Source organism: Rhodococcus sp. 21391, from assembly GCF_016772255.1.
GTDB classification, from domain to species: Bacteria; Actinomycetota; Actinomycetes; order Mycobacteriales; family Mycobacteriaceae; genus Rhodococcus_F; species Rhodococcus_F opacus.
On sequence record NZ_CP063781.1, the window covers coordinates 3,183,810 to 3,197,774 of the forward strand.

At 66.4% G+C, this 13,965-nt stretch carries 11 protein-coding genes and 1 pseudogene; 5 read left to right on the top strand and 7 right to left on the bottom strand.

Going from position 1 to position 13,965, the window contains the following annotated elements:
- Window positions 1–118 precede the first annotated feature (118 nt).
- Window positions 119–472 (top strand): hypothetical protein, encoded by a 354-nt coding sequence (locus GO592_RS14925; protein WP_007297012.1) that lies wholly within the window; start codon window positions 119–121, stop codon window positions 470–472.
- Between the two features lie 135 nt (window positions 473–607).
- Here the strand turns inward: GO592_RS14925 and GO592_RS14930 are convergent, their stop codons facing one another.
- From GO592_RS14930 to GO592_RS44435, 3 genes are all read right to left on the bottom strand, one after another.
- A complete protein-coding gene (locus GO592_RS14930) occupies window positions 608–922 on the bottom strand; it encodes a hypothetical protein (protein ID WP_039951067.1) in 315 nt (104 codons plus the stop codon).
- 979 nt (window positions 923–1,901) lie between these two features.
- On the bottom strand, window positions 1,902–2,138 hold the full coding sequence (locus GO592_RS46535; protein ID WP_420228097.1) for a hypothetical protein: 237 nt from the start codon (window positions 2,136–2,138) through the stop codon (window positions 1,902–1,904).
- 236 nt (window positions 2,139–2,374) lie between these two features.
- On the bottom strand, window positions 2,375–2,593 hold the full coding sequence (locus GO592_RS44435; RefSeq protein WP_237737228.1) for a hypothetical protein: 219 nt from the start codon (window positions 2,591–2,593) through the stop codon (window positions 2,375–2,377).
- A 59-nt stretch (window positions 2,594–2,652) separates the two neighbouring features.
- Here GO592_RS44435 and GO592_RS44440 point away from each other — a divergent pair.
- From GO592_RS44440 to GO592_RS14955, 4 genes and pseudogenes are all read left to right on the top strand, one after another.
- Window positions 2,653–2,849, top strand: a pseudogene (locus GO592_RS44440) (VOC family protein); the annotation flags it as partial.
- Window positions 2,850–3,714: 865 nt separating this feature from the next.
- Window positions 3,715–3,933, top strand: coding sequence for a hypothetical protein (locus GO592_RS44445; RefSeq protein WP_007297016.1), 219 nt, complete (start codon window positions 3,715–3,717; stop codon window positions 3,931–3,933).
- 13 nt (window positions 3,934–3,946) lie between these two features.
- Window positions 3,947–4,486: a hypothetical protein gene (locus tag GO592_RS14950; protein WP_007297017.1), complete on the top strand. Its 540-nt coding sequence runs from the start codon at window positions 3,947–3,949 to the stop codon at window positions 4,484–4,486.
- Window positions 4,487–4,837: 351 nt separating this feature from the next.
- Window positions 4,838–5,512, top strand: a complete 675-nt coding sequence (locus GO592_RS14955; protein ID WP_039951077.1) for a response regulator transcription factor — start codon at window positions 4,838–4,840, stop codon at window positions 5,510–5,512.
- Here the strand turns inward: GO592_RS14955 and GO592_RS14960 are convergent.
- The 4 genes from GO592_RS14960 to GO592_RS14975 form a co-directional block, all read right to left on the bottom strand.
- Window positions 5,488–6,906 carry a sensor histidine kinase gene (locus GO592_RS14960; RefSeq protein ID WP_007297019.1) on the bottom strand — a complete coding sequence of 473 codons (1,419 nt, stop codon included), beginning with the start codon at window positions 6,904–6,906 and terminating at the stop codon, window positions 5,488–5,490. The two genes, GO592_RS14955 and GO592_RS14960, sit on opposite strands and share 25 nt — an antisense overlap.
- A gap of 37 nt (window positions 6,907–6,943) precedes the next feature.
- Entirely contained in the window at window positions 6,944–11,368 is a 4,425-nt protein-coding gene (locus tag GO592_RS14965; protein ID WP_202715196.1) for a non-ribosomal peptide synthetase, read from the bottom strand.
- Window positions 11,365–12,012 carry a HemK2/MTQ2 family protein methyltransferase gene (locus GO592_RS14970; RefSeq protein WP_007297021.1) on the bottom strand — a complete coding sequence of 216 codons (648 nt, stop codon included), beginning with the start codon at window positions 12,010–12,012 and terminating at the stop codon, window positions 11,365–11,367. Before GO592_RS14970 ends, GO592_RS14965 begins: the two co-directional genes overlap by 4 nt.
- Before the next feature lie 286 nt (window positions 12,013–12,298).
- Window positions 12,299–13,228, bottom strand: coding sequence for a phosphatase PAP2 family protein (locus tag GO592_RS14975; RefSeq protein WP_237720391.1), 930 nt, complete (start codon window positions 13,226–13,228; stop codon window positions 12,299–12,301).
- Window positions 13,229–13,965 lie beyond the last annotated feature (737 nt).

A 13,965-nucleotide genomic window follows, 5' to 3' on the forward strand; every position in this document is an offset into this window, starting at 1 on the left:
ACTGACGTCGGTCTGACCCGGTTCGACGACGGCTGCACCGAGCGGGCGGCACACCAGAACAGCACGCTCGATCAGCTCATCGAACTACGCGCTCGTCGACCACGGCCACGCCGACCCGTTGATCTGCGCCGCGTTCCGACTGGTCCTCGATCTCGGCGACCACCCTACCCCCGCACGGCCCGCCCTGTTCGCTACCTGGACCGCCCGCTGCCGGGACCTGGCGGCCCGCGCCGCCGCCGAAGGCCACCTGCGGCCCGGCACCGACCCCGGCTCCCTCGCCGCGGCCGTCGTCGCCACCGCATTCGGCTCCCGCGTGCTCGCCGGGAGCCCCGCCGCGGTCGCCAACCTCCCGCACCGAATGACCCAGGCCTGGCAGTTGCTGCTCCCGGCTGTCACCGAACCCGCCGCCCTGGAGTACTTCCACCAGTTCGCGCTCCGGCGAGAACCACACCGGACCGCACCCCGGCCGTAGACCTAGCGGGCGGGGGTGGACCCGTGGGTCAGCGCCGCTCGGGAACCGAATGTTACTGAGCTGTTGCCGTTTTCAATTGCCGTCGGCGGACGGGTCTGCTCGCACGCCAACGAAGTCCGGGCCGCTGGGGCCTGGTCACGACACGCTCACGCTCCCGGTGAAGAAGAACGGTGCCGTACCGCCGAAGCAGAAGACGGTGGCGTTACCCTTCGCGAAGCCGCTGAGCTTGCCGGGCATCCCGGGACCGAACGCACCGGTCTTGAAATTGAACGCCGAGTCGAATCCGAAGCAGGTCCAACTCTCCCCCGCCGGGACCGTGACCGTGACCTCACCGGCCGCACCGGCAGTCAGCGCCGGGACCGCCGTTGCGGTACCACCGGCCACGAAGACCATCGCCGGGGCGATCACCGCCGACGCCACAGCCGCACGCACTGCCATCTTCCTCGTCATGGCTCATTCACCTCATTCGAGAATCCCCGACTACGGACCCACTCGTCTCATGGGACCTCTGCGAATTTCCCTGAAATGCACCAACTCAGACAGATAACCCTGTCACCGATCTGAACATTCAATCATTTGGTCGACTGTTCAAAATAATTCCTCGAGGAATCCCCGAAAATGTGAAACATTCGGGGTTCCCCGACGGATAGTCCCAATAGGCGGGGGATGGAAAAGAAACACAATTTCGACGGAAAGGTGACCCGCTATGGGCTCGGCAGGAATCGACTTCAGTCTGGCTTTCGACGCGTTCCTCAAGTTCCTGAGCGTCGCGCTCGGGATCGATCTGGGTGTCGGCTGACCAGGACGTATCCACCACGAGTATCGGCGCTCCGGGGTGATCACCCCGGAGCGCCGAACCATGTCCCACAGCCCCCACCACTTCCGCGGCTGTTCGCCGCACCCGGGTTGTTCGTATGGAAGGCGATACACCTTCCTGCCCGGCCGGCGGTTCGCTACAGTCACCTGAGGGATCAGCCAGTCCCCCGCCACCGACGGGACCAGCCGCACCAGCTGCACCACGACAACGCCCGCGGCGCCCTCCCGACGCTGGGCGAGTGGGGCGAGGAACTCCTCGCCCGAGCGGCGGCGGCCGCCCTGATACGGGGTGCGTCGTGGACGCAGATCGCCGACCGGTTCGGGATACCCGAGCCGGCGTGCGAGCCCGACCCCTACGAGGGTGTGGGTCCCTGCACCACACCGCCGCTGCGACTGCTCCGAGCTGCACTGGCAGGACGCGATCGTCGATCATGAAAACGCCCGATCGCAGCGCGATCACACCACCGGCCCTGCCCCCCAACCACATTCAGAAGCCTGATTCGCTGCAGGCAACACCACCTGAGCTGCGGAGGCACCGGGGCATGCGTACCGCGAACCTTCGTCGATTCGCGACCGAACGCGAAACCTGTGCGGCATTCGTCGCTCATCCGGGTCAACCGGTGCAGGACACCCTGGGGCATCCGTACCGGGATGTCAGGGTTTGCGGCACCTCGACAGTGGTGGGGAGTTTGTCGCGCATCTTGTCCACCTGCTGCTGGATCCTCTCGACAGCCGAGTCATTGTTGAGGACGGTGACAACGCCTGCGGCGAAGGCGATCGAAATGACGATCGCCAACCCGCTCAGCACCAGCCCGGCGATCGCCACGCCCTTGCCGGTGATCCCCCCCACCCGCGGGCCGCCCGCAGGCCGAGGACACCGAGGATCAACCCGATGATGCCCAGGCCCAGCCCGACCGGGGGCAGGGTCACGATCAGCACACAGAACGCGGCAGTCCCGACGGCCGGTTGCAGGTGCGAGGTGTGCCGCCGCGGGCGGCGGCGTCCTCTGTCTGGTCGGGATGAGTGGTGACGCGATCCGGGCCTCCATCGCCAGCGCCGGGTGACAGCAGGTGAAGATCAGCCGGATCAGCCGGAGCCGGTCGTCGTCAATGGCGCCGAGAGACTCGGGTCATCGTCGTACACCATCTGAGCCTCCTTGTGCTTGTCGTCGCGCTTGTTCTCGCGCCGGATCCGGTCGATGGCCTTGTGGTGGGCGTGGGTGATCGCCTCGCGCGGGCGTTGATCGCGGTTCCTCACCTTGGCGTTTCCCCTTGTGGGCGGCCTCACCCCTACTACGAACGCCACCGCCCCTATCCGACACCACCTCCCGAACTTCTTCCGAGAACTTTTCGCTACGCCGGTTGTCAGCGAAGGCTATGTCCACCGAATTAGGAATACGCAACGTGGCGCTCGAGGTGGACGACCTCCAGGCGGCCTCCACCGAGTGGCCGCAGACGGCAACGGCCTGGTCGGCGGGATCGGTCAGTACGAGGACATCTGGTGGATGGCCTACGTGCGCGGACCCGAAGGGATCATCGTGTCGACAGTCGAGCGAATAGGCCGACGCCACCGTCAACCGCAAGACCCGTCTGCTCATGCGGGTGCTTGCCGAGGCGGCCTCCGGACTGCCGGTTCTCCCTTGGCAGGCGTCCCGAATGCCGAACACTGACCGGCATCGTCCCAGACAGGGGCATTCACCCGGCATCGGTCTGAGCTGGCGGATCGCCATTTGACCCGTCCGGTGAAGATCGCCGGCTGGTGCGTTGAACGGTGCGCTGAGGTCGGTTGCCTCTCGGCCGACGAGTCTCGGAATCCGCTGGCAACTCGCGGATTGCGTGCGCAGCTCATCGAATCCATCAGTTACCAGTGAATTCTGCGCGAGCCCCAAAGTCCACTGCCCAACGCGATGACCACCTGAGATTGGTCAATATGTTGATCTGTAATCCGTGCACGGTCTCGGCGGATCAGGTGTCGATCCCGACGTTGTCAGTGTCGGTGCCAGCAGACGATTACCGTCGCGGCTGACCGCTTACCGAGCTACGGCACGGTGGTGTCGGCGGCGGGGTCCGCCGGTCGATGGCGCAAGTCGACGTCAGGCACTGCTTTCAGCATTTCTTCAGCGGCCAGCGCGAACCATGGCGGTCATGTCGGTCGGGTATCGGGGAGCATTTCCCTCGCGAGACGGTCGCGGCCCGTGGCGTGCTCTGCCAGCTTGTTCTCAGCCGACAGCCAGGGCGCTGCCGAGACACCGAAAGTAGGTTGACCACTATGCGAAAAAGATCGTCCAGTTCGGCATTCCGCTTCTGCTTTCTGCCGGCCTGCTTGCAGGATGCAGCTCCAACGACAGTGGCACCGGGTCGTCGCCGAGTCCGACAACGTCGGTGGTTGCGTCTTCCACCATGACCCCAGGCGGCGGTGCCGCGGGAGTGGCTCAGGTCGACCCGAACCCGGCGAGCCAGAGTCAGATTCAGGCGGCGTTCGAGGCAGCTGGCGTCAGCAACGCGGGTAAGTGGGCGAAGGAGGTCACGGAGTACGGCCCCTATAGTCCCGACACGATGTCCGACACCCTGGCGACGGGATTGGGCAAATACGGAATCGATCAACAGACGCTGGACACGATTTTGAGTGTTCTGGCCCCACAGTAGGAGATGAGCGGGCATGGACGATGAGGTGGTTGCCCCGGACCACGGAGGCGCACGTCCAGCACGGCTTGTCGCGCGGTTTCAGGCGGCACTGCTCGCGCTGTCTGTGCTTTCATCCGCATTCGTCGCGGTTGAGCTGGCATCGTTGCGGCACTGGAAGAGTTCGGAGCAGATCGTGCCGTGGATTGTGCTGGGTGTGCTTGTCTGCTCGGCGTTGATCGTCGTGTTCAACCGTTCACGGATCGCCATCGTGCAGGCCCGGATCATCGCTCTGTGCGCCGCTCCGGCGGCTCTGTTCGGGGTGTATGAGCACGTGAGCGCGAACCTCGACACCAGGGTCCTCAACCACAAGTACGCATGGGCGGAGCTGCCTGCCTGGGAACATCTGTGGCTGGCATCGACCGGCGCTGTCGGTGGTACCCCGGCAACCGCGCCGCTGGTGCTTGCGCTGGCGGGGGTACTGCTGGGTTTGGCGACTATCGGGATGGCACCGGACACAGCCCGGGACGACTTCGCCCAGGACACGGGGGTCGATGTAGCCCGGGTGCGGACATGAGCAGACCGGCGCGACGGCGCTGGAAAACCAGGTGATGGTGGTGCCCCAGGGTCGATTGAAGTGCGCACGGTACGGGAGTCCTCCGCATTTACGCCGTCGATGAACTGTCGATCACCAAGGCACACCAGGCTCCCTTGCGACTCCGAGGCGCTCACCGCAACACCGGCAATCTTGGGGGCCTCCGACACTCCGACCTTCGCACGGGCGCGTCATCCTTCCGGTGCTGGTCCGGAAATTTGCAGGTGCAGCACCTTCGACCGGTCCGGGTCCGGGTCCGGTAGGGCGGTAACCGCGCTGCCGGTCGTACCGTTGGGGTCCACTGATTGCGGAATGATGTTGGAGGAGGCGGCGGTGCGGGTGTTGTTGGTCGAGGACGAAACGCGCCTGGCTGAGACGGTGCGGCGCGGCTTGACGGCTGATGGATGCACCGTGCAGGTCGAGCACGATGGTGTGGCCGGGTTGGCGGCCGCGGTTAGTGGCGGCTTCGATGTAGTGGTTCTCGACATCATGTTGCCCGGCAAACACGGGTACGACGTGATCCGGGAGATGCGGCAGCAGCAGGTGTGGACGCCGGTGTTGATGCTCTCGGCCAAGGACGGCGAATACGACCTCGCCGATGCGTTCGACCTCGGTGCCGACGACTATCTGGTCAAACCGTTCTCGTTCGTGGTGCTGGTGGCCCGGTTGCGGGCGCTGGTGCGACGTGGGGCTCCGCCGCGGCCCCCGGTTCTCAGTGCTGCGGGGCTCGAGTTGGACCCGGCCATGCGGCGGGTCACCCGCGGAGGCACCCGCCTCCAGCTCACCCCCCGCGAGTACAGCGTGCTCGAATACCTGATGCGCCACGCCGGTGCGGTCGTCACCAAACACGATATTCTGCAATCTGTTTGGGATGTCAATTACGAGGGCGACGACAACATCGTGGAGGTCTACATCGGCTACCTTCGACGCAAAATCGACGCCCCGTTCGGCACGACGAGCATCGACACCGTCCGCGGCGTGGGCTATTCGATGCCGTCGGAGACATAGGGGTCGTCGCCGATCGGGAGCGTGACCACGAAGTGCGCACCCGCATCTTCATGATCGCGGATATCGATCGACCCGTGATGTGCGGCAACGATCTCGGCGGCGATGGCGAGACCGAGTCCGGAACCACCGAATTCGCGGGTTCGGGGAGTGTCGAGGCGGACGAATCGCTCGAAGATCCGGGCCCGGTCCGCCGGAGCGATGCCCGGCCCGTCGTCGGTCACGTCGATGACGGCGTTCCCCTCGCACCTGCGGCAGGCAAGGGTGATTCGGGTGTGTGCGTGGCGGACGGCGTTGTCGACGAGATTGCGGACCAGCCGGGCCAACTGCTGCGGATCCCCGGCCACCCGGACAGGGTCGACGGTGGCTGAGACCGCTATGCCGGGAAGGCCCCGGAGGCGGGCGCGTTCGGCGAGGATCAGATCGTCGATATCGACGTCGACGCGCAGGTGGGTCAGTGAGTCTTCGTCGGCACGCGCGAGCAGGAGAAGATCTTCGACCAACGCATGCATTCGTCGGGCTTCGGGAAGCAACGACTCGTCGACCAGGGCCATGTCGATCAATTCGGGACGGGATTGTGCGAGTTCGAGTGCGGCGGTGATGGTCGCCAGCGGGCTGCGCAGTTCGTGCGAGGCGTCGCTGACGAAACGCCGCTGGGCCAGATGCCCGGCCTCGAGCCGGGCGAGCATGCTGTTCATGGTGACCGCGAGATCGGCAATTTCGTCCCGGGCCGCCGGCACGGGAACCCGCTCGTCGAGTTGATCGGTCGATATCGCCGCCACACGGGCGCGGATCCTCTCCACCGGGCGCAGGGCCGCGCCGATGAGCCGGTACGTGGCGACGGCGACGAAGCCGAGGACGACCGGCGCACCGATCGCGAGCAGCGCCGCGACAGTGGCCAGGACACCTTCAACCGGTTCGCGGTCGGCACCGGTGACCACGGTGACCGGCCCGTTGAGGGACATGGTGCCGTGGGCGGCCACCCAGTAGTCGCGTTCGTGCCCGAAGTGGAGGTTTCCGAGGTAGGCGGACTCGCCGGGTGGCAGCGGGGCGGCGAGGACCGGTGACGACGGAATCCCGGCCGAGGTGGCGAGCACGTTTCCGGCGCTGTCGAGGATTTGGACGGCCCCGATCTGGCCGTCGGTGGCGAGTAGCGATGCGTCGAGTTCCTGCGGCGGCTGAGTGCGCAATTGCTCGGTGATCTGGTGGGACCGTGAGTCTGCGGCGGCTCGGGCGGAGTGTTCGAGATTGCGGTACAGCACGAACAGGAGTGCCCCGCCGGCGAGGAGCAGGCACACCGTGACGGCGAGGACCGCGGCCGCGGTGGATCGCACCCGCACATTCCAGTTTCCGGGGTTCAGGCTGCGGCGGTCCATGGTGTTCAGTCTGACCGACACCGCATCCGCCGCCCCGGTGCCGGTGCGGTGCCCAACCTCATGCGACGGCCTCGGCGAGGATGGCGCGCAGCACGGGGAGGAATCCGGCGACGGTGTCGCGGTCGAACAGATCGGCCGAATACACCAGTTCACAGTCGATGCCGGCCGGGTCACCATCGGCATTGTGGTGGTCGGTGAAGTGGAAGTGCAGATCGCATTTGGCGATATCCAGCGGTTGCGGTGCGATCTCGAACTCCAGTCCGTCGGAGTCGAGGGTGGCTGCGGTGAAGTTGTTCAGGGACAACGCGACCTGGAAGAACGGGTGCAGCGACGGTGATCGGGGCGGGTCGAGCACGTCGACGAGATGCTCGAATTGGACGTCGGCGTGCGCGAACGCATTCAGCTCGGTGTCGCGGGACTGGTCGAGAAGGTCGGCAAGGGATGTGTCTGGCTCGACCGTCGAGCCGAGAACGAGAGTGTTGACGAACATGCCGACGACGTCATCGAGGTCGGGGTGGGTGCGGCCGGCTGTCGGTGTGCCGATCGCGATCGTGCGCTGGGAGGACAGGCGTGCGAGGAGCAGTACCAGCGCTGAATGCAGCACGGTGAACATGGTCGCCCGCCGCGCGTGGGCGACATGCAACAGTGCTCGGTGCGTTTGTTCGTCGATCGCAAAGCTCAGCCGGCCGGCCGCATACGTCCACCGTTGTGGACGGGGTCGGTCCGCCGGCAGCGTCAGTTCCCCGGGCAACCGTGCCAGTTCGGCTCTCCAGAACTCGATCTGACGAGCCGTGAGGCTGCCGGGATCAGCGTCGTCGCCGAGAAGGTCGTGCCGCCAGAGACTGTAGTGCGCGTACTGCGCCGGCAGCGGCGCCCACCTCGGCGCGGTGCCCGCAGCACGGGACGCATACGCGGTCAACAGGTCGCGGGCGAGGACTGCGAGCGACCACCCGTCCGCGGAGATGTGGTGGATCACGCACGCGAGCAGGTGCTCCTCGGGCCCGGTGGCGAACAGTGTGGCCCGCAACGGCGGTTCGGTACGAACGTCGAAGCCACGGTGCAGCAGCCAACGGATGTGTTGCGCAAGTTCGGAGGCGGTGACGTGTATCGGGGTGAGGTCGGGGACGGCGTCGGTGACGTCGAGGAACCGCTGGCAGGGGCCGTCCGCCGAATCGGGATACACCGTGCGCAGGGGGTGATGCCGGTCGAGCACGTCGGTGGTGGCATCGCGCAGCGCCTCGATGTCGAGGACACCGCGGATCGTGACGGTGAACGGGAGGTTGTACAGGGCTGGGCGGGTTGCGGTGCGGTCGAGGAATTGCTGCGCTGGGGCCAGTGGGACCCTTTGGGGCAGCAATTGTGTTGCGAACGCGCGCAGCGAGGAGAGTCCACCGGACTCCGGGTGTTCCTCTGCGAGAAGCTGGGCGAGGGCGGCGACGGTGGGGAACTCGAACAGATCGCGCACCCCCAACTGGGCGCCGAAATCGGCGTTGAGTGCCGCGATCACCCGGGTGGCGGAGAGCGAATCCCCACCGAGGTCGAAGAAGGACGATTCCGCGTCCACGACGTCGGTGCACAGTACCCGGGTGAGCACGCCAGCCACCGCGTGTTCATCGGGTGTGCGCGGCGGCCGCGCCGCGGGAACGACGGAGCCGAACTCGGGGGCCGGCAGGGCAGCCCGGTCGAGCTTCTTCGTCGGCGTCAGCGGAACGTCGTCCAAGACGGTGATCACCGCGGGCACCATGTAGTCCGGCAGCAGCTGGGCTACCGCTGCCCGCAGCATCGCCGGAGTCACCTCCGACGACGTCCGCAACAGCACATACGACACCAGCAGCGCATCCCCCGCCCTGTTATGGACTACGGTCGTCGCGAACTCCACATCTGGGTGGCCACGCAGGGCGGTGTCGATCTCGCTGAGTTCGATCCGGAACCCGCGGACTTTGACCTGGTCGTCGCTGCGGCCAACGTACTCGAGTGTCGCCTCGGGTGTCCATCGGACCAGGTCGCCCGTGCGGAACAGGCGCGAGCCGGGTTTGCCGAACGGATTGGCGACGAACCGGCCGGCGGTCATCCCCCCTCGGTGCGCGTAACCGCGGGCCAACCCGGTGGTGCCGAGATACAGTTCGCCGACCGCGCCGGAGGGAAGCGGCCGCAGGCGCCGGTCCAGCACCACCGCGTCGACGCCGCGCATCAGTGCACCGATCGTCACCGGCCGATCCGGGGCCATCGGGGAGCTGAGTGTGACACTGCACGTGGTTTCGGTCGGGCCGTAAGCATTGCGCATCGTCCGGTGGTGCGCCCAGCGCGTCACCAGTTCCGGTGGGCACGCCTCACCGCCGACCAGGACGAGTTCCACGTCGTCGAGGCCGTCAGGGTTCACCGTCGCCAGCGCCGACGGGGTCGACAGCACGTGGGTGACGTGTTCGTCGCGCAGGAGATCGGCCAGTTCGTGGCCGCCAACGACGTCCGGTGGGGTCACCACCAAGGTGGCGCCGGCCAGGGCGGCGGCGAGGACTTCGACCAGTGCTGTATCGAAGCTCGGGGAAGCGAAATGCAGGATCCGCGAGGTGGCGGAGAGCGCGTAGTTGTCGCGGATTTCCTGCGCGAGATTGGCCAGGCCGTCGTGGGTGACGACGACACCCTTGGGTGCGCCGGTCGACCCGGACGTGTAGATCACATACGCGGCATTTTCCCGACGCACCGGGCGCACCGGGCGCGGTGGCGGCACGTCGAGGGTATCGAGGTCGACGGTGAGCCATCGCACCGTTGCCGGCAGCTGGTCCCGAGTGTCGGAGGAGGTCAGGCCGACAACAGGTGTGCAGTCGTCGAGCATGTACTGGATGCGTGCACGCGGATACGTCGGGTCGACGGGGACATAGGCTCCGCCGGCGGCGGCGACCGCCCACACGGCGACCACCGATTCGTACGAACGGGGTACGGCAACCGCCACGAGATCTTCCGGACCGATGCCGGCACCCAGCAGCCTGCCGGCCAACGCGGTCGAATGACGGCCGAGATCCCGGTAGGAGAAGGATCGTCCGCGGTCGCGGACCGCCATTCGCTCACCGGATGCACCGGTAGCGGCGGCGAGTAACTGTGTGAGGGTTGCCGATTCGACATCGGCCGGGCCGCGCGCCGGTGTCAGGACCTCGCGTTCCCCGGGCAGAAACAACTCCAGGTCGGCGACGGCGCAGTCCTCACCGATAACGGTCACGAATGTCTGCAGGAAATGGGTAAACCGGCGGTGGTGGCTGCTCAGTTCCCGCTCGCCGTAGAGGGCGGGGTTGGCTTCGAAGTCGATCCGCGGCATCAGATCCGTGGAGCCCGGGTAGATGTTCACCGCCAGATCCGCGGTCGGACCGGTCGTGAGAACGTGCACGCGACCAGTGACCGCACCGAGGCTGATGTCCGGTTCGAACAGCATCAAATTCAGCACGGGGCCGAACGAGGCGAGCTCACCAATGGCCGTGCCGCGCTCACGACCAATGTCTTCACGCCGATACCGCTGATGGCGCAACGCCGCGATCAGTGCCGCCCGGGCGATTCCGATCGCTTCCTCGACGGTCGTGGCCCCGATCCCCGGCAGTGCCAAGGGCACCACATTCGAGACCGAGCCCGCCGCCGCCCGCAACGATCCGGTGGTGCGGGCCGTCACCGGAAGAGACACCATGACGTCGTCGACGTCAGTCATCCGTGCCAAATAGACGGCGAACGCCGCCACGAGGACAGCGGTGCGATCGAGGACGGACCGGCCCCCCGGCATCGGCATGGAAGACACCGCAATGGGGTCGCCGGTGACCCGGACAGCCGGCCGGGGCGCAGCGCTCCGCCCGGCAAGACTGACCACCGGTGGCAGATCAGGGGCGAGCCCGGCCCAGTACTCACGATCGGCATCGAACCGCCCCGACGATCGATAGTCCCGATCCGCTCGGCTCAACTGCTCGGGCCCCACCACCCGGTGCGGACCCGGCTCGCCGCCGCCGAGAGCCGCGACGTACCACTGCGCGGTCCGTTGCATCAGCAGCATCGCCGCATATCCATCCAATGCGAGGTGGTGGGCACGCGCATACCAGAACACACGATCGTCACCGACCCGCAGAACACGCGAGAAGACCAGCGAGTCATCGCCCATCGCGAGTGGGACCGTGCAGTCACGTCGCATCCACTCCCGCGCGAACTCGGCCGGGTCGCGTTCGGCGCGGAAGTCCAAAACCAGGACTTGACCTGCCGATCGAATCCTCTCACGTTGATACGGGTGTCCGTCGACGTCGACCAGCACGACCTCCGCGCCCAGTTCGTCCATCGCCCGCGTGTGCGCCTCGCACAGCTTCTCCACCTCAATGGGCCCGCTCAGATCCACGTACTGAGCGATGACGTAGGGCACCTCGGGGGTCAGCTGCTGCGCAAGCCAGATCGCCTGCTGCGCCGCGGTCAGTGGCACCAACCGGCCGGACGACTTGGAATGCGTCAGCTGGGTGCTCATTTGACCGCCCGGAACACGACGAGCTCCTCGGTGCACTGCTGTGGCCCGATCAAACCGCGATCAACGAGAAGATCCCGTCGTGCTTGCAGCACCGGACCGAACGGGACGCGGACACGGCGTGCTTCCTCAACATGTAAGCCGCTTTCCCCCAGCATCACTCGCGTCTTCTCCGTGCCGCTCAGCGTCGATTGCACGAGAATCAACCGGCCCCCCTCGTCAAGGAGGTCCGGGGCATCGCCGCAAATACGGTCCAACAACGCCCGCCCCTCGTGCCCGGCGTCCCAACACCGCGCACGACCCCTCGCCGGCAGCCCATCGTGCTCGGCAGGAACATACGGTGGGTTCGCTACGATCAAGTCGAACCGCCGGTGACGTACTCGCGACACCAGATCACCGCGAACAACCCGCACACGGTGCCCGCGAACCGCCGCATTGAGCCAGGTACTGACCAACGCCCGACGCGAAACGTCGACCGCGGTCACACTGCGCGCACCGGACCGAGTCGCCCACACGCTGACCACCCCAGCACCCGCACACAAATCCAGAATCCGCGTACCCGCGTCCACCTGCTCGTCGCCGAGCGAATCCACAAGAAGCCGCGAATCATGTTGAGGCCGATACACACCCGGAAAACGAAAGATCACCAACGCCCCCCTTCCTCCCAGCCTCCCGTCAGCGCAGCGATCCAACTCTGATCGAAGTGCGCGTTCAGCGCTCACAGCTCGGATCACCATGCCGAAGCAATGTCGTGCATGGCGCGCGGGACGAAACCGCTGTCGCTGTTCGGTTGTTGATGTCACTTTGCCAGATCGTCACACATGCAAGCTGAAAGTACGCTGAAAGTGCGTCCACCGCACATGGGCGCAGGCCGCCGGGTATGAGCTCGCCAGGTTCTGGCCACGTCCGGCAACGCGAACCCCAGTGCCACATTCATCCTGCGCGTCCCGCCGTCGTCTTGTTGGTGTGGTCAGGGTGCGCGGCGTTCTCATTCGGGGTCGTCGACTGCCAGCCGTGGGTGCGGGTGCGGTCCATCCAGGCCGTGTAGAGCGCACCGCCGATCACCGCGGCGAGGCCGCCGAGGAGCACGCCGCCGATCACGTCGGTGAGCCAGTGCTCGCCGAGGTACAGGCGGGTTGCAGAGACCACGACCGTCACCGCCGCGGCCACTATCAGCAGCAGGGCTCGACGGATCGGCGGCAGTGTGTACCCGACCATGACGGCGACCGTGGTGAACAACGCCATCGCCCCGGTCGCATGACCGGACGGGAAGGAGTGGTCCATCTCGAGCAGCACCTGCGTCACGATCGGTGGGCGAGTCCGCCCGACAACGTATTTCGTCATGGTGGAGGCCAGGGCCGCGCCGCCCACGGTCCCGATGAGGACCAGCGCGGGGATCGGTGAGCGGGCCCGGCGGGCCAGCACCGCCCCGAACACGACCGCGAGGACAATGGTGCCCGCCGGTCCGCCGGCATCGGTGACCGCGATAGCCGGGCCGGTCACCGAGTTCGACCTGTGCTCGGCGAACCAGCCCAGGACCGCCGGGTCTGCACTAATCAACCAGGCCCCTACTCTGACCTGGTAGGCCAGCGCGATCAGCGCCGCCGCCAATCCGGCACATTGCAGACCGACCAGCGCAGATCCGGTCGCACGCCGCTCACCTGACCAACTCCGCCACATCGACGCTCCGAGGAACATCGCCACACCCCCGACCAGGACGGCCAGGACGGCCAGGGCGAGCGTCGCGGCACCGTTCTGTTGTAGTTCGGCAACCGTGTCGTGGGCCCGCCCGACCAGGTTCGTATGGACCGGTGCGCCGAGCACCGACGCCAATGACACCGAGACTTGTCCTGCATCTCTCACGGCCGCAGTATCGGCGCCGGTAGCTGAGGAGCCGCTGAGAACGCGACCGCGATCACACCCGATGCCGCTGAACAGGAATTTCCACCCCCGACCTGTCTCGATGCGGCGACTCGCGCGGTAGCCTGAATTACCGACGGGTCTTCCAGTCTCCATCGCCAATCACCAACAGAGTCTCGACGAGCCGAGACGCCGCGGCGTCCAGCGGACTGCGGAGGCCTTGGTGCCGGGCCCGCCAACGCAGACATCGATGATCAACCGCTGATGTCCATCGCAGGACTCCTGTAGCTCAACGCAGCCGGAACAAGAACGGCCATGATTGAACCCAGTTCTTTGCCAGTCGGGGAATCCACCTCCGACGGGATAGAGGTGGTGCGGCACGGGTTCGAACACAAAGAGTAGATCGACCGTACTCCCGTCGTCACGTGGCGTGGCGAATCGCCCGTTCGGACGTCCGCGGCCGAGGTTGCGGCGCGCTTGCCGACCCGGTCCTGGCCACGGAATGACTAGTGCGGCAGGAGCCGTTGACGAGCACGGTATTCGAGGAATCCCCTTGCGGACGTTGTTCGCGCGGGTGCGCTCGACCGACGCCCGATTCCGTCTCATGTTCGTGTCTCACCTGGCGGGTGGGGGCCATCGGAATAAGGCGGGGCTGACCGAGGTGCCTCCCTGTTCGTTCCCGCCGGGCTGGTTGCAGACACCCTGATGTGTTCGCAGCGGGCGTATCTCCACCGAATGCG